Origin of the sequence: Hymenobacter wooponensis (assembly GCF_004745865.1) — a bacterium.
In the GTDB taxonomy this organism is placed as follows: Bacteria; Bacteroidota; Bacteroidia; order Cytophagales; family Hymenobacteraceae; genus Hymenobacter; species Hymenobacter wooponensis.
On record NZ_SRKZ01000001.1, the window covers coordinates 268,439 to 288,961 of the forward strand.

At 55.7% G+C, this 20,523-nt stretch carries 20 protein-coding genes; 17 read left to right on the forward strand and 3 right to left on the reverse strand.

All coding sequences use genetic code 11. The features are described 5' to 3' along the window. The first annotated feature begins 84 nt into the window (after positions 1-84). The 7 genes from EU557_RS01030 (at position 85) to EU557_RS01060 (ending at position 7,585) form a co-directional block, all read left to right on the forward strand. Positions 85-870: an enoyl-CoA hydratase-related protein gene (locus EU557_RS01030; RefSeq protein WP_135528567.1), complete on the forward strand. Its 786-nt coding sequence runs from the start codon at positions 85-87 to the stop codon at positions 868-870. Continuing rightward, positions 867-2,048 carry a 3-hydroxyacyl-CoA dehydrogenase NAD-binding domain-containing protein gene (locus EU557_RS01035; RefSeq protein ID WP_135528568.1) on the forward strand — a complete coding sequence of 394 codons (1,182 nt, stop codon included), beginning with the start codon at positions 867-869 and terminating at the stop codon, positions 2,046-2,048. The genes EU557_RS01030 and EU557_RS01035 overlap by 4 nt, the downstream gene beginning before the upstream one ends. Beyond that, positions 2,023-2,457, forward strand: a complete 435-nt coding sequence (paaI, locus tag EU557_RS01040; protein WP_135528569.1) for a hydroxyphenylacetyl-CoA thioesterase PaaI — start codon at positions 2,023-2,025, stop codon at positions 2,455-2,457. Before EU557_RS01035 ends, paaI begins: the two co-directional genes overlap by 26 nt. Positions 2,458-2,637: 180 nt before the next feature. Further along, a complete protein-coding gene (pcaF, locus tag EU557_RS01045; RefSeq protein WP_135528570.1) occupies positions 2,638-3,846 on the forward strand; it encodes a 3-oxoadipyl-CoA thiolase in 1,209 nt (402 codons plus the stop codon). After that, positions 3,843-4,442, forward strand: a complete 600-nt coding sequence (locus EU557_RS01050; RefSeq protein WP_135528571.1) for an acyltransferase — start codon at positions 3,843-3,845, stop codon at positions 4,440-4,442. The genes pcaF and EU557_RS01050 overlap by 4 nt, the downstream gene beginning before the upstream one ends. 245 nt (positions 4,443-4,687) lie before the next feature. Next, positions 4,688-6,739 (forward strand): phenylacetic acid degradation bifunctional protein PaaZ, encoded by a 2,052-nt coding sequence (paaZ, locus tag EU557_RS01055; RefSeq protein ID WP_135528572.1) that lies wholly within the window; start codon positions 4,688-4,690, stop codon positions 6,737-6,739. Between the two features lie 69 nt (positions 6,740-6,808). Further along, positions 6,809-7,585: an enoyl-CoA hydratase/isomerase family protein gene (locus EU557_RS01060; RefSeq protein WP_135528573.1), complete on the forward strand. Its 777-nt coding sequence runs from the start codon at positions 6,809-6,811 to the stop codon at positions 7,583-7,585. Between the two features lie 65 nt (positions 7,586-7,650). Here EU557_RS01060 and EU557_RS25655 read toward each other — a convergent pair whose 3' ends face one another. From EU557_RS25655 to EU557_RS01075, 3 genes are all read right to left on the reverse strand, one after another. After that, a complete protein-coding gene (locus EU557_RS25655) occupies positions 7,651-7,971 on the reverse strand; it encodes a hypothetical protein (RefSeq protein ID WP_210115957.1) in 321 nt (106 codons plus the stop codon). A gap of 290 nt (positions 7,972-8,261) precedes the next feature. Beyond that, complete coding sequence (locus EU557_RS01070) at positions 8,262-8,555, reverse strand: hypothetical protein (RefSeq protein ID WP_135528574.1); 294 nt, start codon at positions 8,553-8,555, stop codon at positions 8,262-8,264. Between the two features lie 115 nt (positions 8,556-8,670). Next, positions 8,671-9,390 (reverse strand): SGNH/GDSL hydrolase family protein, encoded by a 720-nt coding sequence (locus tag EU557_RS01075; protein WP_135528575.1) that lies wholly within the window; start codon positions 9,388-9,390, stop codon positions 8,671-8,673. Positions 9,391-10,018: 628 nt separating this feature from the next. Between EU557_RS01075 and EU557_RS01080 the strand changes: the two genes are divergently transcribed. The 10 genes from EU557_RS01080 to EU557_RS01125 all read left to right on the forward strand — a co-directional run bounded on the left by EU557_RS01080 (position 10,019) and on the right by EU557_RS01125 (position 20,521). Further along, entirely contained in the window at positions 10,019-10,903 is an 885-nt protein-coding gene (locus EU557_RS01080) for a sugar phosphate isomerase/epimerase family protein (protein WP_135528576.1), read from the forward strand. Between the two features lie 52 nt (positions 10,904-10,955). Then, positions 10,956-12,632 (forward strand): GMC oxidoreductase, encoded by a 1,677-nt coding sequence (locus tag EU557_RS01085; RefSeq protein WP_135528577.1) that lies wholly within the window; start codon positions 10,956-10,958, stop codon positions 12,630-12,632. A gap of 17 nt (positions 12,633-12,649) precedes the next feature. Then, a complete protein-coding gene (locus tag EU557_RS01090; RefSeq protein WP_135528578.1) occupies positions 12,650-13,252 on the forward strand; it encodes a gluconate 2-dehydrogenase subunit 3 family protein in 603 nt (200 codons plus the stop codon). A gap of 122 nt (positions 13,253-13,374) precedes the next feature. Then, positions 13,375-14,526, forward strand: a complete 1,152-nt coding sequence (locus EU557_RS01095) for a Gfo/Idh/MocA family protein (protein ID WP_167855042.1) — start codon at positions 13,375-13,377, stop codon at positions 14,524-14,526. Between the two features lie 6 nt (positions 14,527-14,532). Further along, complete coding sequence (locus EU557_RS01100; RefSeq protein WP_135528579.1) at positions 14,533-15,585, forward strand: sugar phosphate isomerase/epimerase family protein; 1,053 nt, start codon at positions 14,533-14,535, stop codon at positions 15,583-15,585. 20 nt (positions 15,586-15,605) lie between these two features. Then, positions 15,606-16,082 (forward strand): c-type cytochrome, encoded by a 477-nt coding sequence (locus EU557_RS01105; RefSeq protein WP_135528580.1) that lies wholly within the window; start codon positions 15,606-15,608, stop codon positions 16,080-16,082. A 207-nt stretch (positions 16,083-16,289) separates the two neighbouring features. Continuing rightward, complete coding sequence (locus EU557_RS01110) at positions 16,290-17,543, forward strand: nucleoside permease (protein WP_135528581.1); 1,254 nt, start codon at positions 16,290-16,292, stop codon at positions 17,541-17,543. 3 nt (positions 17,544-17,546) lie between these two features. Further along, complete coding sequence (locus EU557_RS01115) at positions 17,547-18,440, forward strand: hydroxypyruvate isomerase family protein (protein WP_135528582.1); 894 nt, start codon at positions 17,547-17,549, stop codon at positions 18,438-18,440. A 50-nt stretch (positions 18,441-18,490) separates the two neighbouring features. Beyond that, positions 18,491-19,264: a 3-keto-disaccharide hydrolase gene (locus EU557_RS01120; protein ID WP_135528583.1), complete on the forward strand. Its 774-nt coding sequence runs from the start codon at positions 18,491-18,493 to the stop codon at positions 19,262-19,264. Positions 19,265-19,492: 228 nt separating this feature from the next. After that, positions 19,493-20,521 carry an Lnb N-terminal periplasmic domain-containing protein gene (locus EU557_RS01125; RefSeq protein ID WP_167855043.1) on the forward strand — a complete coding sequence of 343 codons (1,029 nt, stop codon included), beginning with the start codon at positions 19,493-19,495 and terminating at the stop codon, positions 20,519-20,521. Positions 20,522-20,523: the final 2 nt, after the last annotated feature.

Consider the following 20,523-nt stretch of genomic DNA (forward strand, 5'->3'; position numbering starts at 1 on the left):
AAAAACTAGTTCCCCTCCTCATATGAAGAGGGGAACTAGTTTTTAGCTCTAGCTCCATACTAATTACAAATCCACCCTTTCCCAATGCCTGAAACCAGCTTTCTGAACTTCTCCATCGAGGCGGGCGTCGCCACGATTACGCTTAACCGGCCCGACGTATTCAATAGTGTGAACAAGCCACTGGCACTGGCGCTGCAGCAATACCTGCGCGACTGCCAGCAAAACCCGGAGGTGCGGGCGGTGCTGCTCACGGGTACGGGCAAGGCCTTTTGCGCCGGTCAGGACTTGGCGGAAATCACGGGACCCGACAGCCCTGAAGTGGCCGAAATCGTGGAGAAGCACTACAACCCCATTGTGCAACTGATTCGGGAGTTGGATAAGCCGGTAGTAGCGGCCGTGAACGGCGTAGCGGCCGGGGCGGGTGCCAACCTGGCGCTGGCTTGTGATATTGTGGTGGCGAAGGAATCGGCTTCCTTTATTCAGGCATTCAGCAAGATTGGGTTGATTCCTGACAGCGGCGGGACCTACTTCTTGCCCCGCCTGATTGGGTTGCAGCGCGCCTCGGCTCTGATGTTCACGGGTGATAAGGTAAGCGCTCAGGAAGCCGTGCAAATGGGCATGATTTACAAGGCTTTCTCTGATGAGAGCTTTGATGCAGAAGTAACCGCGTTGGTCAGCAAACTAGCCGCGATGCCCACCAAAGGACTGGCCTACACCAAGCAGCTGCTCAACAGCACCTTCGGCAACGACCTAACTCAGCAGCTCCGTGCTGAAGCAGATTATCAGCTTCGCGCCGGCCACACCACCGACTACAAAGAAGGAGTTTCGGCCTTCCTTGAGAAACGCAAACCAACCTTCACCGGCGCATGATTATCGGAATAATCGGGAGCGGTGCCATGGGGGCCGGTATTGCCCAAGTGGTGGCTACGGCTGGCCATACCGTGCGCCTGCTCGACCAGAATGCGGCTGCTTTGCAGCGGGCGGGCCAGTCAATTCGCACGAACCTGGATAAGTTGGCAGAGAAGGGAAAAATTACTTCGGAAGCCGTTGACTCTATCTTCGCTAAGCTGCAGCTAACGGCAGAACTGCATGCCTTCACGGATTGTGAGCTGGTAATCGAAGCCATTGTTGAGGATTTATCGGTGAAGCAGCAACTCTTCCGGGAAGTGGAGCTGGTTGTGTCGCCAGACTGCATCCTAGCCACCAATACATCCTCGCTTTCTATAGCTTCTATTGCAGCCGCTTGCCAGCAGCCCGAGCGCTTCATCGGTATTCACTTCTTCAACCCGGCACCCATTATGCAGTTGGTGGAAGTGATTCCGGCGGTGCAAACCCGACCTGGCCTAGCCGAGGAAATCCGGGACTTAGTGCAGAGCTGGAGCAAGCTGCCCGTGCTAACCAAAGACACGCCGGGCTTCATCGTGAACCGCGTGGCACGCCCTTTTTACGGCGAGGCTATCCGGATTCTGGAGGAAGGCATTGCCGATATGGCTACCATTGACTGGGCCCTGACCGAGCTAGGCGGGTTCCGGATGGGCCCATTTACGCTTATGGATTTCATTGGGCATGATGTGAACTACCGCGTGACGGAATCGGTGTTCACCGCCTTTTTCTACGACCCGCGGTTTAAGCCTTCCTTCACGCAAAAGCGCCTATTTGAGGCCGGCTACTACGGCCGCAAGTCGGGCCGCGGCTTTTATAGCTATGCCCCTGGTGCCGTGCCACCCGAACCCACCCGCGACGAGGCCCTAGGCCAGGTAGTGTTGCACCGCATCCTGGCCATGCTCATCAATGAAGCTGTGGATGCGCTGGCCCTGAATGTGGCTTCTAAAGAAGATTTGGAACTAGCTATGACCAAGGGCGTTAACTACCCCAAAGGTCTGCTAGCCTGGGCTGACGAGCTAGGCCTGTCCACCGTACTCACCACCCTCGACGACCTCTACGCTGAGTACCACGAGGACCGCTACCGCGCTAGCCCGTTGCTGCGCCGCATGGTGCGGGCTAATCAGACCTTGTTCCAGCATGAGTCAGCCAGCAGCCACCGATAAGAGTCGGGCCGAAGCCGTGAAGGAGCTTATGCTCCAAAACGATGCATTCAGCAAACTGCTAGGCCTGCAAGTGGATGAGGTTGGCCCTGGCTATTGCCGCCTGCACTTCGTGGTGCGCCCAGATATGGTCAACGGTTTTGGGGCCTTGCACGGCGGCGTCACGTTCTCGGCGGCCGACTCGGCTTTTGCTTTTGCCTGCAACAGCCACGGCCGCCAGAGTGTGGGCCTCACCGTTACCATCGACTACCTGGAGGCCGGCAAAGCTGGCGACACCGTGACGATAGAGGCACGTGAAGAAAGTCTCAAGCACAAAATTGGGGTCTACCAGGTGCGCGCTACCAATCAAGATGGCGTAGTACTGGCGCTGTTCAAAGGCACTGCCTACCGTACCAGCAACGAGATTTTGTAACTCAGTCGGTGACCTAGATGATAGAAAAACTGACCGTCACGCTGAGCGCAGTCGAAGCATCTCTACCTCTGGCTAACTAGTAACCTAGCAACGAAGCGGTAGAGATGCTTCGACTGCGCTCAGCATGACAGACTGATTAAGTCCTATCTATCAACCGGCCCCTAACACTTAACTATTGAAATGAATCAAGCATATATAATTGACGGTATCCGGACGCCTATCGGCAACTTCGGCGGCACGCTTTCCGCGGTGCGGCCCGATGACATGGCTGCGCACGTCATTCAGGAACTACTGAAGCGTAATGCTTCCGTCGACCCTGCTGCCATTGCCGATGTGATTCTGGGGTGCGCTAATCAGGCCGGTGAGGACAACCGCAACGTGGCACGCATGGCGCTGCTGCTGGCGGGGCTGCCTACATCGGTGCCCGGCGAGACGGTGAACCGCTTGTGTGCCTCGGGCCTTTCGGCTAGCATTGGGGCGGCGCGGGCCCTCCAGAGCGGCGACGGCGACCTATTTATTTCCGGCGGTGTGGAGAGCATGACCCGTGCCCCCTACGTGATGTCAAAGCCCAGCAAAGCCTTCGGCACCGACTCGCAGATGTACGACTCTAGCTTTGGCTGGCGCTTCATTAATGCGCGCCTGGAAGAGGCCTACGGCACCGATGCCATGGGTGAAACCGCCGAAAACTTGGTGGACCGCTACGGAATCAGCCGCGAAGACCAGGACCAGTTTGCTTACGAATCGCACCAGCGTGCCGGCCGGGCCCGCGACTCCGGCCGCTTTGCCGAGGAAATTGTGCCTGTCTCGATTCCGCAGCGTAAAGGCGAGTTATTGCTGTTCGCCGAGGACGAGTTCATCAAGTCAAACACCACGCTGGAAGGCTTAGCGAAACTACGGCCCGCTTTCCGCAAGAACGGCGGCTCCGTAACGGCTGGCAACTCCTCGGGGCTGAATGATGGCGCGGCGGCACTGTTGCTAGCCTCGGAGGAAGGCATCAAACAGCATGGCCTCACGCCTCGGGCCCGTATCGTGTCGATGGGTGTGGCCGGCGTAGAGCCGCGCTATATGGGCATTGGGCCGGTGCCGGCATCGCAGCAAGCCCTTAAAAAGGCGGGGCTGACACTGGATCAGATTGGTCTGATTGAGTTTAACGAAGCGTTTGCGGCTCAGACGCTGGCCTGTGCTCGTGGCCTAGGCTTGGAAGGCAACGACCCGCGCATTAACCCGAACGGCGGTGCCATTGCCCTAGGCCACCCCCTGGGCATGAGTGGGGCACGCATTCTGAACACTGCCGCGCTGGAGCTTCACAAGCAGAACAAGCGCTATGCCCTCATCACCATGTGCGTGGGCGTAGGCCAGGGGTATGCGGCCATTATCGAGAAAGTATGATTTACGCATTCAATGGCCTAGTGCCGGTCGTGCATGAGTCGGCGTTTGTGCACCCGCAGGCTACCGTGACGGGCAACGTCATCATCGGCCGCAACGTGTACATCGGGCCCGGCGCGGCCATTCGCGGCGACTGGGGCCAGATCATCATCGAGGACAACTGCAACGTGCAAGAGAACTGCACTGTGCACATGTTCCCCGGTACCACCGTGCGGCTCAAGGAAATGGCTCACATCGGCCACGGCGCCATCATTCACGGGGCTACCATTGGCCGCAACGTGCTAGTAGGTATGAATGCCGTGATTATGGACCGCGTAGACATCGGCGACGAATGCGTGATTGGGGCCCTCAGCTTTATCAAAGCCGATGAAGTCATACCGCCCCGCAGCTTGGTAGTGGGAAATCCGCATAAAATCATCCGGCAGGTGAGCGACGAGATGGTAGCCTGGAAAACCGAAGGCACCCAAATCTACATGCAACTCCCCGCCGACTGCTACGCCACCCTCACGCCCTGCGAGCCTCTGCGCGAAGTCCCCGCCGACCGCCAGGTGCAGCAAGTGGCCTACCAAACCTGGAACGAACGGAAAGAAGGTGAATAACGCTTCCTCTTGAACGTCATTGCGAGCATGTGGCGCATTAAGCCAGGAACCGAGGAACCTCGCATGTTGACGTTACAATGGTAATTGTCCTGCTGAGCGCAGTCGAAGCATCTCTATAGCTTCATTACTGCTCTAGGCCAGTTAGCTCTGGTAAAGATACTTCGGCAAGCTCAGCATGACGTTCAGGTTTAAATTTACCCCACTCCCACTCACTCCATCAATAACTAAAACTCCCTCCCACTTATATGACTCCCACCCTTCAGAACTATGCGCTAGGCCACTGGATTGCCGGTAAGGGCCACGAGCAGGAACTACTGGACGCCAGCACTGGCGAGGTCATTGCCCTCGCTAGCAGCGAAGGCCTCGACTATGCCGCCATGATGGACTACGCGCGTCGGACCGGCAACAAAGCTCTGCGCAAAATGACGTTCCATGAGCGCGGCCGCATGATTAAGGCGCTGGCCCTGCATCTCGACAGCAAGAAAGAAGACTTCTACACTCTCAGCTACCGCAGCGGCGCCACCCGCGCCGACTCCTGGATAGATATTGAAGGCGGCATCGGCAACCTGTTCGCCAACGCTTCGCTACGCCGCAAATTCCCCGACAAGCCGTTCTACGTGGAGTCGGACCCCATTGCGCTGTCGAAGGCGGGCAACTTCATGGGCCACCATATTCTGGTGCCGAAGGAAGGCGTGGCCGTGCATATCAACGCCTACAACTTCCCCATCTGGGGTATGCTGGAGAAAATTGCCGTAAACCTGCTGGCGGGTATGCCGGCCATCGTGAAGCCAGCCGTGCCATCCGCTTACCTCACGGAGGCCGTGGTACGTGAGATTATTGCCTCCAAGATTCTGCCGGAAGGCGCACTGCAGCTGGTGTGCGGCACCGGCGAGGGCATTCTCGACCACGTGACCTACCAGGACGTGGTGACCTTTACGGGCTCGGCGGAAACCGGCCGCAAGCTGAAGGCCCATCCCCGCATCATCGCGGAGGCGGTGCCGTTCACCATGGAGGCTGACTCGCTGAATGCTGCCGTGCTAGGCCAGGATGCCGTGCCGGGCACCGTAGAGTTCGACCTCTTTATTAAGGAGATTCGCAAGGAAATGACAGCGAAAGCCGGGCAGAAATGCACAGCTATCCGCCGCGCCATCGTGCCCGAAAACTTGCTGGAAGACGTGCAGATTGCCCTAGGTAAAGCCCTAGCGCAAACCACCATCGGCCACCCGCAGGCCGAAGGCGTACGCATGGGCGCCCTAGTGAGCCTGACCCAAGTGAATCGAGTGCGCGAACAAGTGCGCCAGCTCGCTAAAAACACGCCCATCGTGTACGGTGACCTCGACAACGTGCAAGTCATTGGAGGCAACAACAAAACCGGTGCGTTCATGTCGCCGATTGTGATGCTGAACTCGGAGCCATTTAAGTTCACCGACAGCCACGAGGTGGAAGCCTTTGGGCCGGTGAGCACGCTCATGCCATACAAGACGCTGGATGAGGCCATTGAGTTGTCAAACATGGGCAAAGGCTCCTTGGTGTGCTCAGTGGCTACCAACGACCCACGCACTGCCCAGGAGTTTGTGCTAGGCGCCGCCACTCACCACGGCCGTATTCTGGTGATTAACGAGGAAGTAGCCAAGGAAAGCACCGGCCACGGCTCGCCTCTGCCCCTGCTCATCCATGGTGGCCCCGGCCGCGCGGGTGGCGGGCAGGAAATGGGTGGCATCCGAGGCGTGGAGCACTTCATGCAACGAGTAGCCATTCAGGGCTCGCCGAGCATGATTACGGCCATCACCGAGGTGTACCAGCCCAAGGCTAAGCAGATTGAGAAGGACAAGCACCCCTTCCAGCACTACTTTGAGGAGCTGGAAATCGGGCAGACGTATACTACGCACCGCCACACGGTTACGGAGTCGGACATCACCAACTTCGCGCAGGTATCCGGCGACAACTTCTACGCCCACGTGGATGCTACTTCCCTGGAAGGCACGCTCTTCACGGGCCGCGTAGCACACGGCTACTACATCCTAAGCAAAGCCGCCGGTATGTTCGTGGATCCACGCAAGGGGCCCGTGCTGCTCAACTATGGCCTAGATGAGTGCCGCTTCACCAAGCCTGTATACCCTGGCATGACCATTGGGGTGAAGCTGACCGTGAAGGAAAAAATCGGCCAGGAGAAGCGCGACGCTGAGGACGTAGCCAAAGGCATTGTGCGCTGGTTGGTGGACGTATCAGACGAAACCGGCGAAACTGTCGCCGTTGCCACCATTCTTACCATGGTGAAGAAAAAGAATCAAGAATAGACTTTCTCAAGTAGGAGCGCGGATGTTAGTATTCGCGCTCCTTGGTAGAAACCAATTACCTGCTTTCGTATGTCAACAACTTCACTAACCGCTGGCCGCGTAACCACTTCCACTAGTCCAGAGGGTATTGCTACCATCTCCTTCTTCCATCCCAGCCACAACTCTCTGCCCAGCGCCCTGCTGACGCAACTGGCTAACACCATTACCGCCGTAGGCCAGTCGGCAGACACAAAAGTTATTATCCTCAAGAGCGAAGGCGAAAAGACGTTTTGCGCGGGTGCCAGCTTCGACGAGCTAATGGCCATTGAGAATGAAGCGCAGGGTCTGGAGTTTTTCTCGGGCTTCGCGAAGGTGATTAACGCCTGCCGCACCTGTCCTAAAATTATTATCGGTCGGGTACAGGGCAAAGCCATTGGCGGCGGCGTAGGTGTAGCCGCTTCTACCGACTACTGCTTTGCTACAACGCAGGCAGCGGTTAAACTGAGTGAGCTGGTAGTAGGTATTGGCCCATTTGTAGTTGGTCCGGCTGTAGAACGCAAGATTGGTGTTTCTGCCTATTCTCAACTTGCTCTGGATGCTGCAGAATTTCGCTCTGCCGAATGGGCAAAAGAGCGGGGCCTATATGCTGAGGTTTTAAATACTGCTGAGGAGCTAGATGCCGCAGTTCAGGCCTTTGCTAACAAACTGGCAGCCTATAACCCAGAGGCTTTGACCGAGCTAAAGCAAGTGTGCTGGCAAGGCACCGACAAGTGGGACACCTTATTAGTGGAACGTGCGGCCATCAGTGGCCGGTTAGTCTTATCCGATTTCACGCGTACTTCTATTCGGCGGTTTAAGAGTAAGTAAGACCGATACACAAACAGAAAGGCCTGCTATTCCAAGAATAGCAGGCCTTTCTGTTTGTGTGTTATTTAGCGGGTAGTTGTGCCGCTTGTTGTGCCACTAGTAGTACCAGAGGTAGTGCTGCCAGAGGTGGTACCGGTGGTAGTAGTACCGGAAGTTGTGCCAGAGGTAGTTCCTGTAGTGGTGCCCGTAGTAGAACCGTACGTGGTAGAGCCACTGGTCGAGCCCGAAGTAGTTGTTGAGCCCGAAGTGCTACCCGAGGTAGTGCTGGGGTCCATGGTAGATGAGGGCGTGCTGCTCGTAGTAGAGCAAGATGACAATGCTACACCGGCACCAAACAATACTGTCAGGATGCGCGCTGACCAAAGGGCCTTTTGCGAGGTTTTCATAAGCGGTTGGTTATGGAGGTTAAGGGAGTATTCAACTATTCAGCTATGCAAAAAGTGTAAGTAACAGCAAACTGCAGCCTTGTCCTTTTACTTAGCTATACAGGCTCTTGCTGAGCAGAGACAGCCTGAAAAAGGCACGTCATGTCTGGACACTAACAAGATTCAATTGCCTTCTTCAAAGCCTATACGGTTTACTACTTCCTTTTGTTCAGATCGTTACGATATAGCTGTAATACAGGCGCCGTTTTTCTTCCTCTCATAATACCGTGTGTAGCACGTTTCATTGCGCTCTATACCTCTACAGTTTCCTCAATAGCTGTAGAGATTTCAATCTCCTCTAGGGGAGGTACCGGGGCAAAGCGCGATTCATGAAAGTTAGCTTCTGGAAAGCCAGGAGCCACTTCAGCGTTATTAATTTCGTGTAAAGTAATGCCATAGCCGCGGTGGGTATCATACAGGCCGCGCACCGTGTAAATGGGCCCACGCTTGGGCGTTTGAATGTTGGGGTTCTGCACGAGCAGCAAAGTGAAGTCGTCATTGGTGCAAACGACTTCCTGTCCGATATGGAAAAGAGGAGGGTTCATGAATGATACGTAACAAACTGGCATAAACAGATGCTTCTGCATCTGCTAAGTCATTGGGCAAGGGCTCTAACTAGTCCTACTCCGGCAAAGTTCGAGCGGGTGGTGTACTCTAATACTATTTGCGTATGAGAGCATCCGCAACGGCCTGTTGCAACAAGGGCTCCATTACTCGATAGCCCGCTAGGTTTGGGTGCACCCCATCTTCACCGTAAGCCAACTTCAAGCCCATCCGTTCATCAGCCATGGCACTGTGGTAATCAAGGTATACCAACTTCTTCTCACGAGCGTAGGCCTTGATCATTGCATTTAGAGCCACAATTTTTGGAGCTGGATTAAGGCCTTTGCGCCACCAAAAATCATACGCTGGCAATATGGAACAAAGCACCACCCGTATCCCATTTGCCTGCGCTAACTCCACCATCGACATGATGTTGTTCATTGTGGCGTGTGGGGTATACGGCCCCGTATTTTCGGCAACATCATTGGTCCCGGCCAAAATTGCTACCACTTTGGGCTTAAGCTCAAGCACATCTTGTCGGAACCGCACCAGCATTTGGGGTGACGTCTGGCCACTGATTCCTCGCCCAATAAATTCATAGGGCTTACCAGCGAAAAACTGTGGATCAGCGCTAGGCCAGGAGTCCGTAATGGAGTTACCCAGAAGCACTACGCGTGGGGCATTTGCAGTTGGAGCAGGTAGGCCTTTATTAGCCGCAGCATAACGAGCGAGCTTAGCCCAATCAGTTAAAAGCGGGTCTGGCGTTGGCGCCGTTTGCGCCATAACAGCCCCACTGCACATGCATAGCCAAAGTGTGAGTAAAAGGAGTGTTTTCATTTAGCTCAGGAAAAGGATAGAAAACGGTTAAGCAAATAAAGTAAAGATAGGCTGGGTGTACAGCATTATTGCTCACCCCCTGAGTAGCTAGCCGTCGCGGATGAGTACTTACTCACACATGTTAGGAGAGTACTACTATCAGACTATGATTATGCATAGTTCCGGTCGTTTTTTATGTTCTCAAAAAATCTATTGCGTAAAAAGGTAACAAAGCTCGAAAAAAGTTGAGTGAATACGGGTTGTTAACGCGTGTTTTTTAAGTGACCAAAATCACCATAACAAGCCTCTACATGCCGCTTTCCAGTGGTTTATGCCCCATGCAGAGTGTGATCTAAGTGTATAAACAGCTTAGGAAAACTCAGCAAAAGTCCTCACCTTGAGCTTACTGCCCTTGCATTCTCCAAATAAGGAACAATAAATTAGGGCGAACTAATCTCAGCAGCAGCTACTATTTCAGCTGCCACTCTAGAGCATACCGGTTGCTGAAACATGTACTGCTCTACACATAAACGGGGGCTTTCTTTCCTCCGAGGCATTAGCCTGACTTGCTCCGCTCCTCCTTCCAACACATACGCTGTGTGGAATTATCTAAGCCCTTGCGGGCCTACTTCCCACCCTTCCTTTCTATATGAACTCTAGACGTTCCTTCGTGAAGTCCGCGGCCTTGCTCTCGGCCGGTGCACTATTTAGCCCCAGCTTGTTGGCGGCTCCCAAGTCCTACATCGGGCTGCAGCTGTATACTGTACGTGAAGCAATGCAGCAAGACCCAGCTGGTACCTTAGCCCGTATTGCCAAGCTAGGGTATAATTCAGTGGAAGGTGCTACGTACACAGGCAGCCAGAAGTTCTACGGAATGGACCCGGCGGCATTTGCTAAGCTCCTCAAACAGAATGGCATGATCATGCCCAGCAGCCACTACCGGCTAGGGGAAGAACAGGACAAGGGCCAACCAGTTCAGGGCACCATGCTACACGGGTGGGATAAGGCCGTTGATGATGCTGCCCAAGCCGGAGTGAAGTATATGGTGTGTGCTTACTTATCCGAAGCTGAGCGCGGCAATCTCGACCACTACAAGTATGTAGCGGAACAACTCAATAAAGCCGGTGAGCGAAGCAAAAAAGCAGGTATTCAGCTCTGCTACCACAACCACGACTTCGAGTTCATGGCCCAGAATGGCCAGATGCCCTTTGACCTGCTCCTCAACAACACCAGCAAAGACTTGGTGAAGATGGAGCTTGATCTGTACTGGGCTACTAAAGCGGGCCAAGACCCCGTGGCGCTGTTTAAGAAGCACCCCGGCCGCTTCCCGCTGTGGCATGTGAAGGATATGGATAAAACCCCCAAGAAGGATTTCACGGAGGTTGGTAACGGCGTTATTGACTTCAAGCGGATTTTTGCCCAAGCCAATACGGCTGGCATGAAGTACTTCTTCGTGGAGCAGGACCAAACGCCTGGTTCTCCCTTCGACAGCATTCAGAAGAGTATTGCGCACATCAAGCGCACCCTAGTGTAGCCTTTGCTAGTCGCAAAGCCAACTTGCTACTGCCCTATCTCATCCCACCTTTATGGAAAAGTACACGTACGATGCCATCGTCATCGGTTCCGGTATTTCTGGCGGCATGGCTGCTAAGGAATTGACGGAAAAAGGCTTAAAAACTATTATGCTCGAGCGTGGCCGCAACGTTGAGCATGTCAAAGATTATGTAAACGCCAACAAGGCGCCGTGGGAGCTCCCCCACCGGGGGGGCAAAACCCAGCAGATGATTGAGGACCACCCCGTTCTCAAGCGCGATTATACTCTCAACGAGAGCAACCTAAACTTTTGGGTAGATGAGCGGGAAAGCCCCTACGTGGAAGTTAAACCTTTCGACTGGTTTAGGGGCTATCAGGTGGGTGGTCGCTCCCTGATGTGGGGACGCCAGTCGTACCGCTGGAGCGACTATGATTTTGAGGCCAACGATAAAGACGGCATAGCCGTGGACTGGCCTATTCGCTATAAGGATTTAGCTCCGTGGTACAGCCGCGTAGAGAAATTTGCCGGCATCAGCGGCAACCGAGATGGACTGCCCCAGCTGCCCGACGGCGACTTTATGCCGCCCATGGAAATGAACTGCGTGGAGAAAGACGTGGCGGCCCGCATTAAGAAGCATTACAAAGACCGGCACATGGTGATTGGGCGCACCGCCAACATCACGAAGCCGCATAACAACCGCGTTAATTGCCAGTACCGTAACAAGTGCTGGCTGGGCTGCCCATTTGGCGCCTATTTCAGCACACAGTCGGCCAGCTTACCGGCCGCTATGGCCACGGGCAACCTCACGCTGCGGCCATTCTCCATCGTCACGCGCATCCTGTACGATAAGGATACCAAGCGGGCCAAGGGGGTAGAAGTGCTTGATGCGGAAACCAACAAAACCTACGAGTACTACGCGAAAATCGTCTTCCTGAATGCTTCTACGCTGAACTCGGCGTGGGTGCTGATGAATTCGGCCACCGATGTGTGGCCCGAAGGGCTGGGCAGCAGCAGCGGAGAGCTAGGCCACAACCTGATGGACCACCACTTCCGGGCGGGGGCTCACGGCGAGATGCCGGGCTACGAGGACAAGTACGTGTACGGCCGCCGGGCCAACGGCATTTACGTGCCGCGCTTCCGTAACCTGTTCGGTGATAAGCGCGACTACATCCGGGGCTTTGGTTACCAGGGCAGCGCGGGGCGCGAGGGCTGGGGTCGGGAAATTGCGGAGATGAGCATTGGCGGCGACCTGAAAGACGCCCTCACCGAACCCGGCCAGTGGACCATGGGCCTGGGAGCCTTCGGCGAAACGCTCCCCTACCACGATAACCGCGCCTACCTCGATAAAACTAAGAAAGACAAGTGGGGCCTGCCAGTGCTGGCCATTGACGCATCTATCCGCGAGAATGAGCAGAAAATGCGCATTGATATGATGCAGGACGCGCAGGAGATGCTGGAAAAAGCCGGTCTGAAAAACGTGAAGACCTACAACAATGGCTACTCCATGGGTGGCGGTATCCACGAAATGGGCACTGCTCGTATGGGCCGCGACCCCAAAACCTCGGTGCTCAACCAGCACAACCAAGTGTGGGACGCCCCGAACGTATACGTGACGGATGGCGCCTGCATGACGTCGGCGGCGTGTCAGAACCCCTCGCTGACCTACATGGCCTTGACGGCCCGCGCCGTAGACCATGCAGTGGGCGAGTTGAAAAAGCAAAACGTCTAACCTCTACCGGCACAGTCATGAACAGAAGAGACGCATTAGCCCGGGTAGCCATCTTGATGGGCGGCGCCGTTATTGGGGGCGACTATTTTCTTACCAGCTGCTCCTCCCCTTCGGAGAAAGAAAAGAAGGGCACTGCGAAGGAAACGAAACAGGAAAAGTCCTTCCTCAGCCAAGACCAAGTGGCCTACCTGAACGAGGTGGGCGAAACTATTCTGCCTACTACTGCCACTCCTGGTGCCAAAGCCGCCGATGTGGGCAGCTTTATGGCCGTAATGGTGCGCGATTGCTACAAGCCCGAGGATCAGCAGATATTTCTGAAGGGCCTAAACGAGCTGGAGCAGGCTAGCAAGAAGAAAAACGGCAAGGGTTTTCTGGAATCCGATGCCGCACAGCGCACGGCTCTGCTAACGGCCCTCGATGCCGAGCAGAAGAACTACGCCAAAACCAAAACGCTGGAAGCGCCCAATCACTACTTCCGCATGATTAAGGAACTCACCATGCTGGGCTACTTCACTTCGGAAATAGGCAGCACCAAAGCCCTCCGCTACCTGCCTGTACCCGGCAAGTATGAAGGCTGCGTGCCCTACAAAAAGGGCGACCGGGCTTGGGCTACTACCTGATTGCGTAAGTTGCTGATGGTTGATTGGTGTGGTTGCTGACTGTAGGCCTTCCTGCTTTCGGCATTTACCCCACACATACCCAATCAACCATCAGCAGCTACCAGTTATCAACCAGTTACTAAATGAAATTACGATTAGGGATGATTGGCGGTGGAAAGGGCGCCTTTATTGGCGCCGTTCATCGTCATGCCGCGGCCTTAGATGGACTGTATGAATTGGTTGCTGGAGCTTTCAGCAGCAACCCCGAAACCTCCCGAGCTAGTGGGCAACTGCTAGGCCTGTCGGCCGACCGGGTATATGGTTCTTACCAAGAGTTGATTGAGCGGGAGCAGCAGCTTCCGGAAAACGAGCGAGTGCAAGTGCTGTCCATCGTGACGCCCAATCACCTGCACTTCGCTCCCACAAAGCTGGCGCTGGAAAATGGCTTCCATGTGATTCTGGACAAGCCGATGACGTTTTCCTTGGCCGAAGCCAAGGAGCTGCAAGCCGTGCTAGCTGCCAGCAACGCCCGCTTCTGCCTGACCCACACCTATACAGGCTACCCTATGGTGAAGGAGGCGCGGCAGCTGGTAGCTTCTGGCGCACTCGGGGCCGTGCGCAAAGTGTACGTAGAATACCCCCAGGGCTGGCTGAGCACCTTTGAGGAAGGCTCTGACAACAAGCAAGCCTCGTGGCGCACCGACCCCAGCCGCAGCGGTATCGCCGGCGCCATGGGCGACATCGGAACCCACGCCTTTAACCTGCTGGAGTACGTGAGTGGCCTAGCCGTTACGCAGCTCTGCGCCGACATTAACACGGTGGTAGCCGGGCGCCAGCTCGACGATGATGGTGCCGTGCTGCTGCGCCTTTCCAGCGGGGCCAGCGGTGTACTGGTGGCTACCCAAGTGGCCGCCGGCGAGGAAAACAACATTCGGGTGCGGGTGTACGGTGAGAAAGGTGGCCTAGAGTGGCAACAAGTTGATGCCAATACCCTGCAGGTGAAGTGGCTGGATAAGCCTACCGAAATCAGACGGACGGGCACTGGCTACGTGAGCTCATTTGCTCAGCACAATACCCGCACGCCATCGGGCCACCCAGAGGGGTACCTGGAGGCCTTCGCGAACCTTTACCGCAACTTTGCCCTGACGCTGCAGGCGGAACAAGCTGGCCAGAAGCCTGTGCCAGAAGCGCTGGATTTCCCGGGTATTGAGGAAGGTGTGCGCGGCATGGCTTTTATTGAGAACGTTATTGCCTCGGGCCGCTCTACCCAGAAGTGGACCGAGTTCATAGTATAGCCCCGTATGAAAACAATAAAAGGTCCGGCCGTTTTTCTGGCGCAGTTTATCGGCGACGAAGCCCCGTTCAACTCTCTGGAGTCAATCTGTGCGTGGGCCAGTGGCCTAGGCTTTAAAGGAGTACAGATTCCGACCACCGATAGCCGCTTCATAGACCTGCAGCTGGCCGCCGAAAGCCAGACCTATGCCGACGAAATAAAGGGTAAGGTGCAAGCCGCCGGCCTCGAAATCACGGAGCTCTCTACGCACTTGCAGGGCCAGCTGTTGGCCGTAAACCCTGTGTACGATCAACTGTTCGATGGCTTCGCGCCTGCCGCGGTGCAGAACAACCCCAAGGCTCGCCAAGAGTGGGCTGTGCAGCAGCTGAAGTATGCGGCCAAGGCTTCCCAAAACCTGGGCCTCACTGCTCACGCCACCTTCAGCGGGGCGCTGCTGTGGCCCATGGTGTACCCCTGGCCCCAGCGCCCAGCTGGCTTAGTGGATACGGGCTTCACAGAACTCGCCCGGCGCTGGCTGCCCATCCTGCAAACGTTTGACGAGTGCGGGGTGGACCTGTGCTATGAAGTTCATGCGGGCGAAGACCTGCACGATGGCATTAGCTACGAGATGTTCCTGGATAAGGTGCAGCAGCACCCGCGGGCCTGCCTGCTCTACGACCCCTCCCACTTTGTGCTGCAGTGCCTCGATTATTTGGAGTACATTGATATCTACCACGAACGCATCCGCATGTTTCACGTGAAGGATGCCGAGTTCAACCCCACCGGGCGGCAGGGCGTGTATGGTGGTTACCAGAGCTGGCTCGACCGTGCCGGCCGTTTTCGCTCCCTCGGTGATGGGCAGGTGGATTTCAAGGCCATATTTAGCAAAATGGCGGCCTATGATTTTCCTGGCTGGGCCGTGCTAGAGTGGGAGTGCGCCCTGAAACACCCCGAAGACGGCGCCCGCGAAGGTGCTGCCTTCATCAAAGACCACATCATCCGGGTAACCGACAAAGCCTTCGACGATTTTGCCGCGACGGGTACCGACGAAAATTTCAACAAAACCGTGCTAGGCCTCTAACCTGGCCTAGCTTCCCTACTATGAAAAAAGCTTTTCTGCTCCTGGGCGTTTGCGCCTCTTTGGCCTCCTGCGGCTCCGGTTCTGATGAACAAGCCTCCGCCAAGAAAGAAGAATACACACTGGCCGAATCTGATCCATTAGAAAAAGACAGCACTACGGCGGCTAACGCAACGGCCGTGGCACATCAGCCCCAGATTGACACTAGCACCAATAAAATCGGCACGGCTCCCACGGGCGGCGCCGTCGCCACAGGCGCTAAGCTGATGGAAGGTGCCGACTGCGCCAGTTGCCACCGTGTTGATGAAAAGCTCCTGGGTCCTGCCTACAAAGCCGTAGCCGCGAAATATCCCGCTACCGATGCCAACATCACTATGCTGGCCAACAAGGTTATTACGGGCGGCAAAGGCAACTGGGGCGACATTGCCATGACGCCCCACCCCGGCCTGTCCGTAGCCGACGCTAAAGAAATGACCCGCTACATCCTCAGCCTTAAGTAGCCGGTGGCCTAGCGCCTAGACACTAAGCTAAGACCAAGCATCTCTACTTTTCTACATACTGGCCTAGCGCCTCAGTGAAGCGGTAGGGATGCTTGCTAACAGCCTTGGTTCGACTTCTTTCTGCCTAACGACTATTTACTACACCTTCTGCGCACTCCCCCAGCTTTCCTTCCTTCTCAGCCCTACATATCCTAACCCTACCCGCCCATGACCTCTGCTATCCGGATTAAGCTGTCCATCATGATGTTTCTGGAGTTTTTTATCTGGGGCGCATGGTTTGTGACGTTAGGCACCTATTTGCTGCGTAACCTGAGCGCCACCGGCACGCAAGTGGGCGTAGCCTTCCTGACGCAGTCGATTGGAGCCATTGTAGCCCCCTTCATTATTGGCCTGATTGCCGACCGTTTCTTCTCGGCTCAGAAAATTTTGGGTGTGCTGCACCTGGCTGGGGCGTTTCTTTTGTGGCGGGCCTCCACCTCCCCCGATTTTGGCAGCTTCTACCCCAACATCCTGACGTACATGATTCTGTATATGCCTACGCTGGCTTTGGTTAACTCCATTGCCTTCCGGCAGATGCAGAACCCACAGAAGGAGTTTGCCCCCATTCGGGTGCTGGGTACGCTGGGCTGGATTATTGCCGGCCTCACTATTGGCTGGCTAAACTGGGAGCAAAGCGGCAGCCTGCAGGCTACTTTCTTGATGGCGGCCGGGGCATCGGCTCTGCTAGGCCTGTTTAGCTTCACGCTGCCAGCCACGCCGCCGGTTAAAAGCGGTCAGCAAACTTCACTGGGCGACATGCTGGGCCTGGATGCCATTGGCCTGCTGAAGAACCCTTCGTATCTGATTTTCTTCCTGGCTTCCATTGCCATCTGTATCCCACTGGCCTTCTACTACGGCTTTACCAACCCCTTCCTCAACGAGGTGGGCATGAAGAAAGCAGCTGGTGTGCAAAGCCTAGGCCAGGTGTCGGAGCTACTGTTTATGCTCCTGATTCCGGTGTTCTTTAGCCGCTTGGGTGTCAAGAAGATGCTGGCTATTGGTATGCTGGCTTGGGTACTGCGTTACGTGTGCTTCGCGTATGGCAATGCTGAAAGCAACTACTGGATGCTTATTGCGGGCATTGTGCTCCACGGCATCTGCTACGACTTCTTCTTTGTAACAGGCCAGATCTATACTGATAACCTCGCGGGTGAGCGGTTTAAAAGCTCCGCGCAAGGCTTCATTACGCTGGCCACGTACGGGGTGGGCATGCTGATTGGCACCCTCCTTTCGGGCCGCATTTTCGACGCCTACCAAACTTCCGCCACAGCCCACGACTGGCGCATGATCTGGCTGATTCCGGCTGGTATTGCGGTAGTGGTGTTGCTGCTGTTCCTGTTGCTGTTCAAGGACCGCACCCAACCCCAGGCCGAGGCAACGGCCTCCTACGATCAGGCTCCTTCCTTAGCCGAAGCTAACTAGCTTATGGCCTCTACCTGGAACCGTCGTGCCGCTCTGAAAGGACTTCTTACCAGCACTGCGGCCGTGGGCACCCTGGGCATAGCCGGCGCGTGCACCACCGATACGCAGCCGAACGAAACTGGCCTAGCGGCACTTAAAAACAACATCCGCCAGTCGGTGTGCCGCTGGTGCTTCCAGGACATGCCGCTGGAGAAGCTGTGCGCCTCCGCCAAGGAGATAGGCATTCAGGGCATTGACTTAGTGGGGCCTAAAGACTGGCCTACGCTAAAGAAGTACGGCCTCGACTCGCCCATGTGCAACGGCGCAGAAATAAACCTGACCGATGGGTTCAACGACCCACGCTTTCATGCTCAGCTGCAGAAGCAGTATTCGGAAATGATACCGCAGGTAGCTAAAGCCGGCTACACCAACCTGATTTGCTTTAGCGGCAGCCGCCGGGGCATGTCGGATGAGGAAGGCTGGGCCAACAGCGTGCGGGGCCTGCAGCCCTTGATGGCGCTGGCCGAAAAGCACAAGGTGGTGCTGGTGATGGAGCTACTCAACAGCAAGATTGACCACAAAGACTACCAGTGTGACCGCACTACCTGGGGTGTAGAACTGGCTAAAAAGCTTGGTTCTGAGCGCTTCAAACTGCTCTATGATATTTATCACATGCAGATTAATGAGGGCGACGTTATCCGTACGCTCTCGGATCATCACGCGTATATTGCCCACTACCACACCGCTGGGGTGCCAGGCCGCCACGAAATCAATGATTCGCAGGAGCTGAACTACCCAGCTATCATGCGGGCCATTATAGCCACCGGCTTTAAGGGGTTTGTGGCCCAGGAGTTTATGCCTCAGCAGCCTGATAAATTGGCCTCCTTACGACAAGCCGTACAAATCTGCGACGTGTAGGCCAGTTACTGGCTGTATCTTTTCCTTCTGCTTTCTACCCACCGCCTTTCATGAAGCTAGCCGCCCTCACTTCCGTCGCCTTCCTAGGCATTTCACTTATGGCTCACGCTCAGCAAACCGCCAAACCCGAAGACACCGAAGTGTGGGAGCCCGTGCCCAAAACGATTATCGCCACGCCCAGCTTCCCGGCCCCTCCGTCTGATGCTATTGTGCTCTTCAACGGCAAAGACCTGAGCCAGTGGGTATCGGCAGATGACCGCACGGCGCCGGCCAAGTGGACGGTAAAGGATGGCCTTCTGACCGTTAACAAGTCTACGGGCAACATTGAAACCAAGCAGAGCTTCACCAACTACCAGCTGCACCTGGAGTGGCGCATTCCGGCTAATATCAGCGGTACGGCGCAGGCCCGCGGCAACAGCGGCGTGTTTCTGGCTTCCATCGGGAAAGGCGACCTGGGGTACGAGCTGCAGATTCTGGATTCGTACAACAACAAAACGTACGTCAATGGCATGGCCGGCAGCATTTATAAACAGCACATTCCGCTGGCTAACCCCGCCCGCAAGCCCGGCGAGTGGCAGGCCTACGACGTGCTCTGGACTGCTCCTACCTTCAAACCCGATGGCTCTCTACTCACCCCCGCCCGCGTTACGGTGCTGTTCAATGGCGTAGTAGTGCAGCAGAATACCACGCTGGCGGGTCCTACCCAGTACATTGGCAAGGCTCAGTATCAGCAGGCGCATGGCGCTTCCCCCATTAAGCTGCAGTCTCACGGCGACAAGAGTGAACCCATCAGCTACCGAAACATCTGGATTCGGGAGCTATAAGCGTCTACGCAACCACATAACATCGGCCAGATGCTGCTATTACCAGCACATCTGGCCGATGTTGTTTCATCCCAGCAAGTCGCACACCTGCAGGTCATGTGTAGCTTGCAAAGAACTACTCATGATTTACATGAGATGCTAGGCCTGTTGTTCAGACGCAAGTAGACCCTTCTCATGCTCAAGATGCCATGCTGCCGGATTTGGCTGCTACCTTTTGTGCTGATTTGTATGACCTGGATGCCTAGCGTAGCCAGTCCTGTTCGCTTATCCCCTGCCGCTCAAATCAGCCTACTGACGTGCGCACCCGGCGCGGAGACGTACGCCCTGTTTGGTCATTCGGCTCTGCGCGTATCAGATCCAGCTCTGGGCCTGGATCAGGTATACAACTATGGTACGTTCGACTTCCAGACGCCGCATTTTTACTGGCGGTTTTTGCGGGGTGATTTGCGCTACTTCCTGTCGGCAGTGCCATTCACAACGTTCTGCCGCGGGTATGCGCAGGAAGGCCGCGCTGTATCAGAGCAAGTACTTGCCTTGCAGCCCGAGGAAGTGCAACGGCTCTACACCCAGCTAGAAACCACCCTGCATTCTCCAGCCAAATACTACCGTTACCAGTTCTTCGCCGATAACTGCTCCACCCGTCTTTTTGCGCTCCTAACTAGCAGTGTAAACGAGCCGCTGCAACTAGACTCAACGCAACAGGCATCTCCCCCTACCTATCGACAACTGCTGGCGCCGTATCTGGCACCGGCTCCGTGGGTACAACTAGGCATGAACATAGGGCTAGGCCTGCCTACCGATAGGCCTACCACGTTTCGGCAGCGGCTCTTTCTACCAGTAGAACTGCAACAAGCATTGGCACACGCTACGCGCCAAGCGCAGCCCCTGGTAGCACAGCAGCGCCAGATAGTAGTACCCGCAAACAGCTCTGCCTCCCCTACAGGGCTCACCCCAATGGGCTTATTACTTGGCTGGGTAGTCTTAAGTATTCTCATCTGGCAGTGGCTTAGCAGCCCTGCGTGGCTGCTGCGTATGAATGCGCGTGTGCTATTCACGGTAACTGGGCTGTTGGGCTGCCTGCTCACGGGCCTGAGCCTGGGCTCTCTCCACACGCCTGTGCAAGCCAACTACCAGATCCTGTGGTTACTGCCAAGCCATTTATTAGTAGGCTTGGTGCGCAGCCGTGCTTGGTGGCGCTACTATGCAGTTGTTGCAATAGTGTGCTCGTCGTCGGTAGCCTGTTTGCCGCACAATTAGGG